The sequence below is a fragment of the Candidatus Melainabacteria bacterium genome, assembly GCA_016193285.1.
GTDB lineage: Bacteria > Cyanobacteriota > Vampirovibrionia > 2-02-FULL-35-15 > 2-02-FULL-35-15 > JACPSL01.
The window spans coordinates 87,963-104,972 of record JACPSL010000018.1 but is presented as its reverse complement, the minus strand read 5'-3'; the positions used below and the strand labels follow the sequence as shown (position 1 = coordinate 104,972).

The 17,010-nt window shown below is 33.4% G+C and carries 15 protein-coding genes and 1 tRNA gene; 5 read left to right on the top strand and 11 right to left on the bottom strand.

What is annotated here, in order from left to right; all coding sequences use genetic code 11:
- Window positions 1-10: 10 nt before the first annotated feature.
- The 9 genes from HYY52_04160 to HYY52_04120 form a co-directional block, all read right to left on the bottom strand.
- Window positions 11-514, bottom strand: a complete 504-nt coding sequence (locus HYY52_04160; protein MBI2995880.1) for a pilus assembly protein — start codon at window positions 512-514, stop codon at window positions 11-13.
- Window positions 511-1,038, bottom strand: coding sequence for a pilus assembly protein (locus tag HYY52_04155; GenBank protein ID MBI2995879.1), 528 nt, complete (start codon window positions 1,036-1,038; stop codon window positions 511-513). The genes HYY52_04160 and HYY52_04155 overlap by 4 nt, the downstream gene beginning before the upstream one ends.
- A 2-nt stretch (window positions 1,039-1,040) precedes the next feature.
- Window positions 1,041-1,235 carry a hypothetical protein gene (locus tag HYY52_04150; GenBank protein MBI2995878.1) on the bottom strand — a complete coding sequence of 65 codons (195 nt, stop codon included), beginning with the start codon at window positions 1,233-1,235 and terminating at the stop codon, window positions 1,041-1,043.
- 314 nt (window positions 1,236-1,549) lie between these two features.
- Complete coding sequence (locus HYY52_04145; GenBank protein ID MBI2995877.1) at window positions 1,550-2,758, bottom strand: ATP-binding protein; 1,209 nt, start codon at window positions 2,756-2,758, stop codon at window positions 1,550-1,552.
- Window positions 2,759-2,962: 204 nt separating this feature from the next.
- Window positions 2,963-3,670, bottom strand: a complete 708-nt coding sequence (locus HYY52_04140) for a hypothetical protein (GenBank protein ID MBI2995876.1) — start codon at window positions 3,668-3,670, stop codon at window positions 2,963-2,965.
- A gap of 88 nt (window positions 3,671-3,758) precedes the next feature.
- Window positions 3,759-4,907, bottom strand: coding sequence for a cystathionine gamma-synthase (locus tag HYY52_04135; protein ID MBI2995875.1), 1,149 nt, complete (start codon window positions 4,905-4,907; stop codon window positions 3,759-3,761).
- A 29-nt stretch (window positions 4,908-4,936) separates the two neighbouring features.
- A complete protein-coding gene (locus tag HYY52_04130; GenBank protein MBI2995874.1) occupies window positions 4,937-8,050 on the bottom strand; it encodes a hypothetical protein in 3,114 nt (1,037 codons plus the stop codon).
- Window positions 8,051-8,121: 71 nt separating this feature from the next.
- The gene (locus HYY52_04125; protein ID MBI2995873.1) at window positions 8,122-9,486 is read right to left on the bottom strand and encodes a cystathionine beta-synthase; all 1,365 of its coding nucleotides are present in this window, start codon (window positions 9,484-9,486) and stop codon (window positions 8,122-8,124) included.
- 41 nt (window positions 9,487-9,527) lie between these two features.
- Window positions 9,528-9,869 (bottom strand): PepSY domain-containing protein, encoded by a 342-nt coding sequence (locus HYY52_04120; GenBank protein MBI2995872.1) that lies wholly within the window; start codon window positions 9,867-9,869, stop codon window positions 9,528-9,530.
- A gap of 356 nt (window positions 9,870-10,225) precedes the next feature.
- Between HYY52_04120 and HYY52_04115 the strand changes: the two genes are divergently transcribed.
- Window positions 10,226-10,297, top strand: a tRNA-Val gene (locus HYY52_04115).
- Between the two features lie 2 nt (window positions 10,298-10,299).
- Here HYY52_04115 and HYY52_04110 read toward each other — a convergent pair.
- Complete coding sequence (locus HYY52_04110; GenBank protein MBI2995871.1) at window positions 10,300-10,470, bottom strand: hypothetical protein; 171 nt, start codon at window positions 10,468-10,470, stop codon at window positions 10,300-10,302.
- Window positions 10,471-10,610: 140 nt separating this feature from the next.
- Between HYY52_04110 and HYY52_04105 the strand changes: the two genes are divergently transcribed.
- The 3 genes from HYY52_04105 to HYY52_04095 all read left to right on the top strand — a co-directional run bounded on the left by HYY52_04105 (window position 10,611) and on the right by HYY52_04095 (window position 14,790).
- Window positions 10,611-12,911: a glucosylceramidase gene (locus tag HYY52_04105; GenBank protein ID MBI2995870.1), complete on the top strand. Its 2,301-nt coding sequence runs from the start codon at window positions 10,611-10,613 to the stop codon at window positions 12,909-12,911.
- Window positions 12,912-12,916: 5 nt separating this feature from the next.
- Window positions 12,917-13,111: a twin-arginine translocase TatA/TatE family subunit gene (gene tatA / locus HYY52_04100; protein ID MBI2995869.1), complete on the top strand. Its 195-nt coding sequence runs from the start codon at window positions 12,917-12,919 to the stop codon at window positions 13,109-13,111.
- A gap of 125 nt (window positions 13,112-13,236) precedes the next feature.
- Complete coding sequence (locus tag HYY52_04095; GenBank protein ID MBI2995868.1) at window positions 13,237-14,790, top strand: hypothetical protein; 1,554 nt, start codon at window positions 13,237-13,239, stop codon at window positions 14,788-14,790.
- A gap of 14 nt (window positions 14,791-14,804) precedes the next feature.
- Here the strand turns inward: HYY52_04095 and HYY52_04090 are convergent, their stop codons facing one another.
- Complete coding sequence (locus tag HYY52_04090) at window positions 14,805-15,875, bottom strand: NAD(P)/FAD-dependent oxidoreductase (GenBank protein ID MBI2995867.1); 1,071 nt, start codon at window positions 15,873-15,875, stop codon at window positions 14,805-14,807.
- Between the two features lie 72 nt (window positions 15,876-15,947).
- On the opposite strand from HYY52_04090, the gene HYY52_04085 reads away from it, so the two are divergent.
- Entirely contained in the window at window positions 15,948-17,003 is a 1,056-nt protein-coding gene (locus tag HYY52_04085) for a saccharopine dehydrogenase-like oxidoreductase (protein ID MBI2995866.1), read from the top strand.
- The last annotated feature ends 7 nt before the right edge of the window (window positions 17,004-17,010 follow it).

Sequence of the window (17,010 nt, the reverse complement as noted above, 5' to 3'; positions counted from 1 at the left end):
TTTACTTCTCCTAATTTAATACAGGTCTCCTTGAGCGTTCAAGAAAACAAATTGCTTGTGCTGAAAGCTGTATACCATTTCGCCCAAAAATTGGTGCACCAAATAATCTACCTGGATCAAAAGTTGGAACTTTAACACCACTATTTGGTGGTGGAAAAATAGCATTCACTACAACTTTTGTGCTTGCTATTCCATCAGCTTGTCCATTTGTAACTGTAGAACTGTTTGAAGCATTTGTAACATTAAAAGAAAACTGACTTGAGCTAAACACAGCACCTGGATAATGAATGCTGGCTGCATAAGTTGAAAAAGAAGCAACATCATAGGTTGCTGTCCTTTTTGCATGTATTGAAATTGAACTTGCTACTTGTTGAGCTGCGATATTTAATGCATTTTTAATGTACATTATTCTTGAAAGTTCAAGTAAACCAAAAATTAAAAATAAAAACACTGGTATTGCAAATGCAGCTTCTACCATTATTGCTCCTAAATCTCTTCTTAAAATATTTTTCATCTTTCAAACCTTCCTTCAATTTTAAATATTGCTTTTGAACTTAAAGTTATACTGTCTTTAAAAATATTTCCTGGATTTATTACTACAGGAATTGGACTGTTTACTCCAGGTCCACTTCCAGGATATGTAATTTCTACTTCTACAAAATCAATTGCACCGGGATCATTTTTTCTGTCAAATGGCAAATTATCCTGAACACCACTAATTTCATTACCAGCTGGATTTAAGTATCTAATCATAAATTGTGCTCCTTCTTCAATTACACCCATTACTCTCACACTATTTTTTATTAAGTTTTCAATTTCATAACGTGAAATAGTACTCTTACTCATGTAGTTAGCATCAACACTTTCTTTAACTGATGAACCAATTCGTGCAGCTTCTTTAGCTCCATACTCTAAAGCACTTTGGATATAATACATTCGTGAAGCTTCAAAAATTACTCCAATAAACATTATTAAAAGTGGAGTAACTAAAGCTAGTTCAAGAAGCACATTCCCCTTATCTGATCTAAAATTAAACATTGTTAGTTATTTGGAGAGCATACACAATCATCACCTGATTGTCTGCAAACACCGATCTCTCCATCTTCCAGTCTGCATTCCCCTTCCTGACAAACTCCTGCTTCATCAAGAATACAATCACCTTCTGCAAAAACAGGAAGTTGTAAAGTTGGAATAAGAAATGCTATAACCAGTAACTTATAAATTATTTCTTTCATAAGTACCTCCTACATTAATGTTCTTCCCTAAGTATAGTAAGGTTGTCAGTGAAAGCTCAGTGATCACCAGAACATAACAAAAATTTTTAAGGATACCCCGATCAACTTTAGGATAACCCTAATCTAAATTGAAAATTGCCACTTGAAAGAAAAGAGGTAAGGTTTTTACTACTAGGTAGGCTTCACTGAAAAAGTCTGAGAGATTTCATAGGTAAATTTCTGTAAAAGGTGTAACACTATTTTCTTAGGCACAATAGATACCCACGCTCCCAAATTCTGGTTCTGACTTCTTCTACAATGGAGCTAAGATCTCTTTAAAAAAACTTTTCAGCAGAAATTATAAACAAATTCTTATCTAATCTTTTTATTACACTTCCTTCATAAACTATCTGAATAACCGGAATATTACCTAAGTATTTTGCTTGTGTAATATGATGCGACTTTATTTCCTTTGACGCAAGCTTTACCTCTATAAGTAACCAGGGTTTCTTATCTTTTATAATTAGAAAGTCTGTTTCTTTTCCATCTTTTGTTCTAATAAAATTCAAGTCATAATATCCATATCCAGAATCATTCCAGAAGGAAACTAGTATAAAAAGTTCACATGCAACATAATTTTCAAATCTATTTGATTCATTGTTAATTCTTGTCCAGTCATAGAAATAGACTTTTTGTTCTTTTCTTACCGATCTTGAAATATTTTTTGTATAGGGTTTAATAAAAAACAATATGTAAGTTAATTCTAATGCTTTAAGATAATTTTTAGCTGTTCTGAAATTTACTTCTAAATCTTCACTTAGTGAATTAATTGATAAAAGTGCTCCTATTCTTTCTGGCAGTAAATCAATTAATAGTGCAGTTTTTTCCAGGTCTTGAATCTGTGATATCTCTCTCAAATCTTCATAGATTAGCCTGTCAACATAAGACTTTTTCCACTTTGTATGGAAATCTTCAGAAGCTATTTTAAAGGGCTCTGGAAAACCACTGAATCTTAGTAGCTGATCAATTGAGTTTTTAGATTTAACTTTCCTACTTATTCTTAATTCAATAAAGTCTATTGCTGATGCTAGCTTCTCTTCAACATTTTTTCCCCTTGCTGAAATTTCACTTAGCGTTAAAGGTAACAAATGATATAAAAAATATCTTCCTGCAAGACTATCTCCAGATTTTCTAAACAGATCTAACCTTGCACTTCCAGTAATTATTGTTTTCATTCTGCCTTCATTTTTGTCAAAATGCTCTTTTAATATATTTTTCCATTTTCTTAGTTTGTGGATTTCATCAAAACAAATCCAGACCTTCTTCCTGTTCCCTATGTTGTTAGAATAAAAATTTGAATTTTCTCTATAATTTGATCTTGTAGAAGCTAAATCCCAATTAAAATAAAACTCTGAGCAATTATGCTTATGCAATAATTCTTTAGCAAGAGTTGTTTTCCCTATTTGTCTTGGCCCTGCAACAAAAGACATTTGTCTTAGATTGCTATCTTTTTCTATTAAACTATATAGCTCTCTTTCTATCATGGCTACTTTGCAGTATACCACAAAATAGACATGGCTATATTGTAGTGCTATACAATCAAGTCTTCTAATGATAAATTATTGACATTTGTGAAAGCAACTAAGCAGCAATAGATCATGTAAGAATGCTTCTTGAAATCTTAAAGCAAGCAGAATCTCCAAGGTTTTTAAAAATGCTTGATGGATTTAATGCTATGTATTAAATAGCTACTCAGGTGGTGCTAGATCAGGAAGTATATTTTCGATATCAGGAGGTACTGCTTCTATTACAGGTGCAGCTTGTACTGGTGGGATTACAGGTTGTGGAGCTTGTAAAGGAGGTGGCACAACTTGCACTTCAGGAGCAGCTTGTGGGAGAGGAGCAACTTGTGGAAAAGGAGCTTGTCCTAGTGGAGCAGGGACTTGTAATGGAGGAACTTGTGGTGTAGGAACTTTTATTTCAGCTGAAACAATATCTCCCTTTATGCTTGATATAAGTGCAACTAGTTCATTTTTTTCTTTTTCTGGGACATTTTGTTTTGCAAGAGCATCAAGTAATATTTTTACTGATGTACCCCACTCAATTTCTGTAATTTTTAAATTTTGGTGAGCTTCTTTCATATTTTTCCCTGTATATTTTTGTGGTCCACCACTTCTATCACAAAGGAACTCAGTTATAAGGAACTTTAGTCCTGGCTTATTAATTTCAGAGATTGCAGCTACAATGTTTGGATTTGCAGTAATAATAGGATCAGAAACTAACCTTTCAGTAAAATCATCTACAACAGCGCTAATCACAAATACTCCTCCAAGCCTGTTATATAAGGAAGCTTGTACTTGTAGTGTTTGTGCATAAAGAGGAAGACTATTAAAGAATATAGCAACTAAAAATAAAATAGCATAAAGAAAATTCTTTCTAGAGTTTGTACTTTTCATCTTTCTTTTTCCTTTCTTGGATCCTAAGAATAACTTCTTTTATTTTTAACATAGATTGCCAAGGAATGAAATTTGTATGTCTTTGTTTTCAACTTAGTGCTTGTCTTAAATCATCTATTAAATCATTTGTATTTTCAATTCCTACTGAAAGTCTAATTAAACTTTCTGTAATACCAAGCCTTGCTTTATGATTATCAGGAACTCCTGCATGAGTCATTGTAAACGGGAAATTAATCAGCGATTCAACTCCCCCAAGACTTTCAGCAAGTGCAAAGAGCTTAGTTGATTCAACTATTTTTTTAACAATGTCTCTTCCACCTTTTACTTCAAAAGATATCATTCCACCAAACCCAGTCATTTGTTTTTTTGCAAGTTCATACTGAGGGTGAGATTTTAAGCCTGGGTAATTTACTTTTTTTACTATTGGATGTTTTTCTAGAAACTCTGCTACCTTGATTGCATTTTCTTCATGTTTTTTCATTCTAAGTGCCAAGGTTTTAACCCCTCTTAGTATGAGCCATGAATCAAGTGGTCCTGGTGTTGCACCAAGAGCATTTTGATAAAACTTTATTTTTTCATAAATATTTTTATCACTTACAATTACTGTGCCACCAACTACATCACTGTGCCCACCTAAGTATTTAGTTGTGCTATGGATTACAATGTCTGCACCAAGATCAAGAGGCTTTTGAAAAAATGGGCTTGCAAATGTATTATCAACAGCCAGTAGGGGCAGATGGCCATCCGCCCTTTGTCTTGCGACTTTACTAATAGCACTTATATCACAAAGTCTTAGCATAGGGTTAGTTGGTGTTTCAATCCAGATTAATTTAGTTTTTGATGTAATTCCATCTTCAAAGTTTTTTTGATTTGTACCATCTACATAAGTAGTTTTAATATTGAAGTTAGGAAATACTCTGTTAAAGAGTCTAATTGTACCGCCATAAAGATCATCACAAGCTAAAATCTCATCACCAGCTTGTAACAAGCATAAAACATTTACTGTAGCTGCTAATCCAGAAGCAAAACAAAGCCCATATTTTCCATTTTCAAGTGAAGCTAAAACAGTTTCAAGTGCTGCTCGTGTAGGGTTTCCAGTTCTTGAATATTCATAGCCTTTGTGTTTTCCTAGAGCATCTTGTGTAAAGGTAGATGTCTGATAAATAGGTGTAATAGTTGCACCAGTAGTTGGATCTGGTTCTTGACCAATGTGAATTGCTTTTGTTTCAAATTGCATATTTTTATTTTATCACTTGTGGTAGAGTTTTATTTATCGATTACAAATTGCTTGGATGTAATTCCTCTTGGGGTAGCAACAGTAACAATACCTTGAACTTGTTCTTTAAGATCTTCTTTATTTAAAACTAACTTTATCGTAAGGCTCCTGCCATTTTTTGAAATAGAAGTTATCTTTTGGTTTATATTTAGATTGCTTGGGAATACTGTAACTATAGTGTTTTCACTACCTTTATTACTTCTTAAGACTGTTTTCTTACCATCTTTAGTAAAAAGTGGTTTTTTATCTATAAAGCCATTGCCTAATAAACCTAAGATAACATTGTTATTTTTCTTTTTTACTTGAATCTTATTAATAACTGGTTTTGAAATGATTTTTTCTTTTCCAGAAGTAATGGCTACAATGTTTAAAGAATTAACAATTCTAACTGATCCAATAAAGGTAGTATCCTTATTTGATGTTAGTTTAAATGTCATTTTGCCCTTAGCAATATTACTAGGCATTTGAAAACTTAAAATAAAATTATTTAAATTTTTTGAAGTTGAAGTTAATGTAAACGGAATATTTTTAAATTCAGTACCCTTACTATCTACCAGATCAAGAGCAACTATATCTGAACTAGAAATATCGTTTGCAAGCTTAATTTCAAATGTTAGGCTTGAATCACTATATGCAAGACTAACATTACTAGACAACTCATCTGGTGTAAGCGATTGCCAAGCAGTATTAGGTAATTGAGAGGATAAAATAAGTTCAATTTCCTTCTCATTACTTTTTGTTTCATTTCCTTGATCCGTAGCAATTGGAGGAGGAGATGTTATTGGCTCTTCAGGTACTTGTGGACTTGGTGTTGGAGATGTAATAGGTACTGGTGTTTGTGGAGGAGGTTCTAAAGGTAAAAACAGACCACCACCACCTAAACTTGGAGCACCACCAGTTGTAGTACTTGAGGTTGTAGATGAAGTAGTGCTTGAAGTTGTTGAGGTAGAAGTACCACCTGTAGAAGTACTTGAGGTTGTTGAAGTAGAGAAACCACCTGAAGAAGAACTACTACTTGATGATGAGCTACCATCTACTCCACCTGAAGAGCTACTTGAAGAAGAAGATGATGAACTACTAGAAGAAGATGATGATGAACCACCTGAGGAAGAACTACTACTTGATGATGAAGATGAACTTGAACTACTTGATGAGCTAGAAGAAGATGAACTTGAGGAAGATGAACTAGAAGAAGAAGATGATGATGAACCACCTGAGCTAGAAGAAGATGAACTTGAGGAAGATGAACTAGAAGAAGAAGATGATGATGATGATGAACCACCTGAGCTAGAAGAAGATGAACTAGAAGAGGAACTTGACGAACTTGATGATGAAGATGAACTTGAACTACTTGATGAGCTTGATGAGGAAGATAAAGTTATGTCTTCGTTGTATTGAATACTAATTCTTGCATGATTACCGCTGCGTTCTAAATTTCTTATTACGACATCTGTACCTTGCCAATTTAGATGAACTTCTTGATCAGGTTGTATAGTATTTTTGAATGTAGCATTTCTTTCTGCTTGCCAGTCACCATCATTGTACGGTTGATTGTTGTAACTATATACTTTTAATCCAACTGAATAAAGACTTCTACCAAATCTTGATGCAGTAAAATCAAGATTTAAATTGTGCGCTGCACTAAGTTCAACTCCCATACTGTAATGATCTATGAACTCTGTTTCACCAGTCCTACTATAACAGTAAGTTACATCACTTATATTTGGTAGCGTTAAATAAATAAAATCAGTTATGTTATTAACTTTAACTGGTACTTGAAGGATAAGAGGTTTACTAGGATCAGAAGTAAGATCGTCGTTATCACTGTATAAGTCATATATTCCAGTCTTTGATATTGATTTTACTTGAGCTCCTTTTAACCAGCCAAGAATAGCTCTTTCCATAGGACTCCACCAAAATCCATTGTTTGGGCCCATATTTGAAGTTGGGCTTCTTGGTGAATCATTGCAGCTGTCAAATACCTGGTTTGCTATTACGTTTTGAGGATTGCCACCTTCACAATTGATATTTAAATATGGATGAGGAAATTTTATAGTGTGTCCAAATTCATGTTGAAAAGTTCTTTCGTTGAAAGAGGAAGTAATAATATCTGGATACCATGCACCAGCAGCACAAAAAGCGGCAGTACCTTGTGGTATATAACAATTCTCATACTGCTTGAAGGCATCAAGCAATATTTTGTACATTGTGTATACTGAAAAGTCAAAGCTGCTTCGCCAGTTTGTTTCATTGATTCCTAGATTAGTAAGAACATTACTTATAATTGGGTTTTGATTTAGTTGGCAACTTATATTTGTAGGTCCATTATAATAAGCTTCTTTTATTTCATAAAACATCCTGACTTGATTATTAGACAATCTGTTTATTACATTTATGATTGGATCGATTAAATTTTTTAGGTTTACATTGTCTTGTCCATAAGGAACTGCATAAGGATCAAACCCGCCTTCTGGGTTTGTGTTTCTTATTTTAATAAGCCAGCCTCTCTTATCACCTATCCATGGAGTTAATTGAAGTCTAGGAAGTAAAACAGGACGAGTTTCATTGGTTGAGGTGCCGTCAATCATCCAAGTAATGAGATAATCTTGACCACCCATTGTTTTTACAGCAATAAATTTAGTTCCAGTACACTGAGGACCTCCAATTTGAGCAACAATATCATCGATTATAAGTTCAGGAACAGTATAGCTGGTAGGAACTGTGCCACTTAATTGAACATCAGTGATTGACCAAGCTTGATTTGTAAAAGTAGCATTTGCTGTAATAGTAAATGCTGGAGTAGTTTGAGATGTACCAGTTAAGTTTAGATGAGCTGATTGAGGTTTGTAATGTTCATAAGCTCCAAGTAAGTTTGAAGGGGTAGAGGACAGGTACATCTTAACTGTGTCAGAAAATGGTGTTTCATTGTTACCACTAGTAGATCCTGAAAAACTTGTTTGTGACTGAGCAAGAAGTATAGTACTTTTATCTTTATGATTTTCTAAAAGAGGAATAGTAAAAAGATTTCCATAGTTAATGCCTAGTGCTGCAAGGGTTGGAAGATTAATAGACAATACGAAGATTAAACAAATTAATTTTTTCATTTTTTACAGGGATATTATACCCACTTAATAAATCTTAGAAACAAATCCCTGATTAAACCTAAGATATAAAGCTATTTACTTAAAAACTGATCAAGCAAATCTATCTTTGTTAAAAGTCCAACTGGCTTGTCACTTCTTTTTACAATAATTGCTGAACCGCCAAGAGCAAATTCTTTAAATGCTTCTTCTGCTTCAGTATTTTCATCAAGCTCTGGGAAAGGCTTGCCCATTATTTTTTCAATAGGATCATTAGTCTGAATTGTTCTATCAAAAATCCCCTGCATTAATGCAATTTCACTTAAGCTCCCAACATAACCATTTCCTTTTACAACAGGTAATTGTGAAATGCTGTCTTTTCTCATTACTTCAATTGCTTCTTTGACAGTAGCTCTGTAATTTATAGAGATTAGCTTATCTGAAAATTCTTTTTTTGTTAACAATTCTTTTAATGTTATCCTGTATGGGCTGCCTGCAAGAAATCCCATTTCTTTCATCCATTTGTCTGAGTAAATCTTACTTAGATAAGCTCTTCCAGTGTCAGGAAGAATTACTACTACTATGTCATTCTCTTTTAAGTTTTTAGCAATTCTTATAGCTCCACAAACTGCAGCTCCAGCAGATCCACCAGCTAAAATCCCTTCTTCTTTTGCTAGCTTTCTAGCTGTTTCAAAAGCATCTTTATCATTAACTCTTTCAAATTGATCAATTAACGACAGATTTACATTGCGAGGTAAAAAGTCTTCTCCAATTCCTTCAATCTTATATGACTTACTATAATCACCTGAGTAAATTGATCCTTCAGGATCTACACCAATTATTTTAATTTTTGGATTTTTTTCTTTTAAAAATTTAGCAATTCCAGAAATTGTTCCACCTGTTCCAACTCCTGCAACAAGATGTGTAACTTTTCCATGTGTATCTTCCCAAATTTCTGGTCCAGTTGTTTCATAGTGAGCTTTTGGATTATCAGGATTTTGAAACTGATTTGGTAAAAATGCTCCGGGAATTTCTGTAGCTAGTCTTTGAGCTACATTGTTATAACTCTCTGGACTTGAAGTAGCAGTAGTAGGCACTTTTACTACTTCAGCACCATATGCTTTAAGAAGTGCAAACTTTTCTTCACTCATTTTATCTGGCATTACTAGTACACACCGATATCCTTTTACAGCTGCAACTTGAGCAAGTCCTACGCCAGTGTTTCCACTAGTAGGTTCAATTATTGTTCCTCCTGGTTTTAATAATCCTTTTTTTTCTGCTTCTTCAATCATTTTTATTGCAGGACGATCTTTAACAGATCCGCCAGGATTAAAAAACTCTGCTTTGATAAGAATTAGTGGCTTTAAACCTTTTGTTATCTTTGTAAGTTGAATTAACGGAGTGTAACCTATTGTTTCAAGAATATTTTTTTTGTATTTTAGTTTTGTTTTTTCAAGAATTTCTCTCACGGTTAACTAAATAAAATAACATACCTGCTTCTTTATTTAGTTAACCCGTATCCTAAAAACGTACCATTTGCTGGATCAATAAATAATTCCTTTTGTCCTTGTTCACCTTTAACTTCAAGTTTCCAAACAAGTGTGCCGTCTTCTGTTATAAGTTCTGCTTTTTTAACTTTACCGTGATATTGAGATGTAGCAAATTTCTTTGCATCTTTTTTTGAAATTGCTGCAAGTTTTTTTATGTTATTTGTTGATTCAGGAATTACTAATGAGCTTCTTTGACGAGTTTGTATTTCTGGTGCTCTATAACCACACGTAGCAAATGCAAGATCGCTTGAGATTAAAATTAAACTAATTAATAAAAATAATATTTGTTTCATGACAATATTCTCCCGAGTTGAGATATACCTCCACGAACAAATTTTTAAACAAAGTGTAAATTAGGGCGTTTCATATGTCTTCTGAAATTAGATTGATGCTCAGGTGGAAGAGTACTAGCTTGAGAGCGAGATATTGCTTCTCTATCCCGTGAAGAAAAACTCTTTTGAGGTCGTCTAATTTTGCTATAGAGAGCTAAAGGTCCTATCTTTATAGATGTCATATTTCCTCCTTTTAAAAGATGCTTAAATAATAATATTTAAATAATCTATTTCATTTTGTTCTTATAGTCAATAGCTAAGTAGATAAAATTTATTTAATCTAGCGTGTCTTATAATAGGACAGTCAAGGTATTTAAGGGCGCTTAGTTTAATGGCAAAACGCTTCCTTCACACGGAAGAAAGTATTGGTTCGATTCCAATAGTGCCCAATCTACTGCTTAAACACCCCAGTTATATCAAATACTCTAAATAAGTCAGATGTAATAATTGTCATTGTAAGTAATGAAAATATTACTAAGCTAATAATGCAAACTCCCTTATCAAGTTTCCCTATAAAACTTCCAAGCATTTTTTTATCCTTTAATTTTTTCTTGTGCTTCATTGCTTAGATATCTTTCCTCGCAAGAAAAGTTTTTAAACTAAAAATAAATTAAAAGAATATAAAATTTTTATATGACCCGTTAACCCTAAATTAGAAATACAGTTAGAAACTTCCTGGCTTATATACTTGTCATATATCTTATGATAATCCCAGAAATAAGCTGGAAAAGAAAAATTGGTGAACCACATGAGTCACCTGGAGTAGTAAAAGTAATTGGTCCTGAAGGAGGACTGCCTAATTTTGATGATGGATATTTTCAAGGCATCCCATTAGGTGGCTTTGGAGCAGGGACTTTTTCTCAATCATTTAGAGGAGATTTTTCAAGATGGCATCTAGAAGTTGGGAAGCATATTTATAAAACAATTTTTCCCTGTCAGTTTGGTTTCTATGAGAATGGAACAGCTTTTATTCTAAATGATTATAAACCAAATGATAACTCTCTGTCTTCTTGGGTTTGGAAAAAACAAAATGGCACTTATCATGCATTATATCCAAGAGCTTATTTTGAATATGAAGGATTAAATTTAATTCAAGAACAATTTTCTCCAATCATTCCACACAATTATCAGGATACTAGTTATCCTCTTGCAATTTTTAGATGGCATATTTCAAATCCTACTAAGAGTGAAAGAGAGATTTCATTACTTTGGAGCTGGCAAAGTATATTTGGAAGCAAGGAAAATTTCTTTTATCAAGAAAACAATTTTTATGGATTAATTTTTGATAACTTAAGCCAGAAAAAAGACTACAAATATGGACAAATGGGGATTTTTGTTCAAAGAGAAGATGTAGAAGTAAGTTATGCAAATGCTTTCTCTGAGCATGGAGATGGCTCTGAGATTTGGAAAACATTTTCAAAAGTGGGAGCTCTTAGCTCTTCATCAAATTTAAAAGATTCTCCTGGTGCAATCTGTGCAAAAGTAAAGCTAAAACCTTATGAAAGAAAGACAATTGTTTTTGTACTTGCTTGGGATTTCCCAATATTGGAATCTGGTTGTGGTACTAAGTGGTACAAGCACTATACAAAGTTTTTTGGCAGAGATGGGAAGAACGTAGTAAAAATTGCACGCAAAGCATTTAATAATCATGAAAAATGGATAAGTGAAATAAAAAATTGGCAGGAAGAATTTTTACGAACTGATAAACCTGACTGGTTTAAGATACTTTTGATTAATGAACTATATTTTCTAGCAGCTGGAGGAACAATCTGGACAGCAGGGAGAGAACAAGCATCAACGTATCGGCGTATCGGCGTATCGGCGAAATCAGAACAAAGAGAGAGCAACTTGTTTTTTAGGCAAGAAGAACATTTTGGCTCTCTTGAATGTTTTGACTATCCATTTTATGAAACACTCGATGTAAGGTTTTACGGCTCGTTTCCTCTTTTAAAACTATGGCCTGAGCTTGAGATATTAATAATGAAAGACTACTTAAAAACAATTGATTTTGAAATTAAAGAGCAAAAGTTTTTTGACCATCCACTTGACAGAACAAAGGCTGAAAGAAAAGTAAAAGGAGCAGCACCACACGATTTAGGAGCACCTTATGAGGATCCTTTTTTAAAAATTAATGCTTACTCGCATATAAACGTAAATCTATGGAAAGATTTAAATTCAAAATTTATACTTTTAATTTATCGTGATTTTTATTTTACAGGTAAAAAAGATATTGAGTTTTTAAAATCAGCATGGCTTCCCATAATTGAAGCAATTAAATATTTAAAACAATTTGACAGAGACAATGATTGCTTAATTGAAAATGATAATATTCCTGATCAAACATATGATAATTGGACAATGCATGGAGCTAGCACTTATTGTAATGGCCTTTGGCTAGCATCTTTATTAGCAGTAGTTGAAATCGCAAAATTATTAAATAAAGATCACGAGCTTTTTAAAAGTTGGTTTGAAATTGGAAGAATAAATCTTGAGTCAAAACTTTGGAATGGTGAATATTACTTATACGATACAAAAAGCTCACATAAAGAGAACATAATGGCAGACCAGCTTTGTGGTCAGTGGTATGCAGATCTTTTAGGGCTTGGAGATATTTTTCAAAAAGACAGAGTTGAAAAGGTTTTAAGAAAAATCTTTGAGTTCAATGTAAAAAAAATAGGTAATGGAAATATTGGTGCAATAAATGGTATAAATCCAGATGGCACTTTACTTCCAGAAAGTAAAATCTGGAAACTAAACACTCAATCAAATGAAATATGGTCAGGAGTTACATTAGCTTTAGCATCACATATGGAATTAAGGGGATTAAAAAAAGAATCACTTCAAACTGCGTTTGGTATTTATAATGTTGTCTACAATGAAAAAGGATACTGGTTTAGAACTCCTGAAGCGTGGGATATAAATGGGAACTTTAGAGCATCTCTTTATCAGAGGCCAGGATCAATTTGGGCATTTGCATTTGTAAATAATTGTGCTAGTATTTAGTTGTTATGCTTCCTTTTAACCTTGGATTTCCAGAAGTAATAGTAATCTTAGGAATTGCATTAGTTATATTTGGGCCAAAAAAATTACCTGAGCTTGGGCGTAACTTAGGAAAAGGATTAAAAAACTTTAAAGAATCATTGACTTCAACTGCTACTGAAATAAAAGCAGGCTTAACTGAAGAAGATGAAAAAAGTAAGTAATTTATAATTTTTTATCTTTATTTAAGATTTTGTAGCTCTTAACTATTGCAGGTTAAGAAGCTTGTTTTGTAATATCAGAGAAGACAATTTATTTAAAAGAGTAGAATATTTTACAAGGTTTATCAATGGTTGATGCTTTGAAAACAGTAGAAATAAAAACCACAGTTGGTTTCTGGGACAGGCAATTATTTGGTACTACTTACACTCCAAAAGATAAAAGATGCTGGTATGAAGATATAAAAAGAAGACATGTTGCAGGAGCAGCATTACTAGGTGGTACTGCATATGAACTTTTGGATTCCTGGGTATTCAAAAGGGGAGAAGATGTTTCATGGTGGAGAAAATTCATTTTCCCACTTCTAATGGGTGGTGCTGGTGCAGGAATAATCTCTACTTCAAGGAGCCCTGAAAATATTTTTGAAACAGATCTAGTTAGTAATTGGATTTCGTCAATTATTAAAATGGTAAAAGATAATTTAACCAAGAATGAAACCTTTACAAAATTATTTAGTCCTGATTTTAAAGAAAAAATAACTTCAATCTTAGAGGGCATATTATCTGGTTCTTTCCCTACAATTCAAGATGCCTTACAAGGACCAGATCATGAGAAAGATGAAAAATTTGAAGAATCACAAAAGCCAAAAGATCGATTTGAAAAAGCTTTGCAAGATTTTCTAGACATACAATCTGCAGATGATTTCTCACTTGAGAAATTAAAAGAAATAATCAAACAAAATAAAATAAGTTCTGACGATATTGTTTATCTTATTAGAAATCTTCTCTTCTATTATCCAGACACAGTTCACAATATTTCTGATGGATTATGCACTGGTCCACTTAGAGGACAGTTTCAAGAAATAGAACAGCTTCTTAATGAAGAATTGTTTAAGCCAAATGGATTAACTTGCTGTATAGAATATGATTCTGAAAGGCAAATGATTGACATTATTTCTTATCCAATTAATGCCTTCACACATGCAAGCAGACCTGGTTACCATAAACCATGTTCAGTAATATCAATCTCTCCACCTATACTAGCTGCAGGTTTGTATATGGCAGCAAACTCTTTAAAAGATATTGATAAACCTGGAATAAGTGAAAGCGAAAAAAATAAAAGAATACTTGGTTTACTAATAGACACTTTAAAATCAACTGCATCAACAGTTGAATGTGGGAAATTTGAAGTTGATGGGCAAACTGGTGAAATAAAAGAGGGGGATGAAATTAATTTAGTTGGACCACTTTCAGGGTTTCTTAGTTATCCTGTTCTAGGAGAGATGAAAGATCTTTTAGAAGAACTTGGTACTAGCCATGGTAGAAAAATAAATATAGGATTTAAAAAAGAAGATACTGGAGCAGGTACCTTAACTGCAAATGAACAAGCAGAAAAAATAAGAAGAGAAAGTCTGTATCATACTTTGAAAGCCATCGGTCTTAATATCAATCCAGAAGATACTAGAGATGAAAAAACAGTTAAACTAAAAGAGGCTCTAGTAAAGGATGATCTTTCTGGAGTATTAAAAAGCGTTAATGATATTTTGCAAATCTTAGATCTTGGTGAACGTGATTTATCAGAAGAGAAAAATAAAGAACTTTTAGAGAGTATTATTAGATGTGCTCCTGAAGATTTGCGTGCAAGTCTTGAACGAAGTTTAATTAGTTTAACTAAGAGGACTTGAATTTTTTAAACGAACTAAGTGCTCACCATTTGTTTCTGATCGTTATCCTTATCTATCTCAACATTACCAGTCTTTTTTTTCTTTGGTCCCGCCCACCACTCGGCGCCACCTTTTTCTTTTCCGTAAATGTGGGTAGCAACTGCACCAGCAGAACATGCTGCTTCTCCAAGCTCCATGACAAGTAAATGCCTCTTCCCAGCATACTCAGTAACATCACCTATTGCAAAAATACCAGGCAAATTGGTTTTGCAAATCTCATGGGTTTTAATAAATCCTTTTTCAGAGAGCTCAAGTCCCCACTTCTTTAGAGCATCTGAGGTAGGTCTAAATCCTGCACAGATAATTAACTTTTGTACTGGCAGAATTTTTTCTTCACTAGTTTGATTATTAAATATAGTTACTTTTTCAATCTTGCCAGTGCCTTCTACTTTTTTAATTTCATAAGGAATAAACATTTGGATTCCACCTGATTCTGCCATTGCTTTTACTTGATTCACTGCTCCAGGATGTGCTTTAAATCCATCTCTTCTGTGAATCAAGGTAACACTTTTAGCAACATCTTTTAATGTACAAGTCCAGTCCATTGCACTGTCACCACCACCAACAATTAAAACTTCATCTCCCTTAAAGTCATTAATATGCTTGACTGTATAATGAATACCTTTACCTAAATAATTTTCTTCCTCAGGAAAGCCAAGCTTAATTGGTGCAAAGGCACCTTTCCCAATTGCTACAATTACTGCTTTAGTTTTGTATACTGTTCCTGATTTACAAGAGAGGGTCCATGTACCGTTTGTTTGTTTAATTTCTGCCACACTTTGATTAAACTCAATATAAGGTTCAATCTGCATAGCCTGTTCAGTAAGCGTGTCTGCGAGCTCTTTGCCAGTGTATTCAAGGAGTCCTGGCACATCATAAACTGGTTTTTCTGGATAAAGTGCAGCAGGTTGCCCGCCTAAAAAATCAAGTGCTTCAAGTATTAAAGGTTTTATACCACTTGTTCCACAATAAAAAGCAGCCATTAATCCTGCTGGCCCACCGCCAATTATAATTACGTCGTGTGTTTTGTCTGAAATGCTATCCACTTCTTTATACTTATACAATGAAAACAATAAATTTAAAAGTTCAGTGACGTTATACAATACTAATTGTAATTAATGAGGAGAAGAAAAATGATAGATCTTACAGTTCTTGGCTCAGGTGGATTAGGTAAAAATATGGCTTTGCTTGTAGAGCAGAAAAAAGATTTTAAGTTGGTTGGTATTTGCGATCGTAGTGCTTATTTATTTAATGAAAATGGTATTGATGGACTTAGTGTAAAAGAAGCTCTCTCAGTCGAAAGGATGATTGGTTCAACTCTTTCATCAAATTCAATTATTGATCTTGTCTCTTCATATAAAAATAAAATAAATGCAATATTTATTGCACTGCCAAATTTACCAAATGAGTTTATTCCAAATGTTGCAAAGGAAATTATAAAAACTGGTTATAAAGGAGTAATAGTTGATGCACTTAAAAGAACAAAAGCAGTTCAGATGATTAAGGATTTAGATAATGAGTTTAAGAAATCAGGAATCTTATATCTAACAGGCTGTGGTGCAACTCCAGGGTTTCTAACTAGTGCAGCTAGTCTTGCTGCACAATCGTTTGTTGAGATTTTAGATGTAACAATTACTTTTGGTGTCGGGATAAGTAATTGGGAACTTTACAAATCTACAGTTCGTGAAGACATTGCACATCTTGAAGGATTTAATCCAGAAATTGTTTCACAAATGACTGATGAAGAAATTATAAAAGAACTTGAGAAGCGTAATGGTATTTTAGAACTTCACCATATGGAACATGCAGATGATATTATGCTTGAGCTTGCAAATGTTTGTTCAAGAGATAGAGTAACTACAGGCGGTATTGTAGACACAAGACATCCTAAAAAACCAATTTCAACAAATGTAAAAATTACCGGCAGAACTTTTGAAGGAAAAATTTCTACACATCAATTTATTTTAGGTGATGAAACTACAATGGCAGCAAATGTAAATGGCCCTGTTCTTGGATATATTAAATCTGGGATATGGCTTTATAGTCTTGGTGTAAGAGGAGCTTTAACATCAGCAGATATTATGCCACATTTTGGAGTAGCTAAGGAAGATTACCTGGAAATACAAAAACGCCAATTAAAAAGGGCGTTTGAAACGCCCTTGCATGTTGGTTAATCCTTGT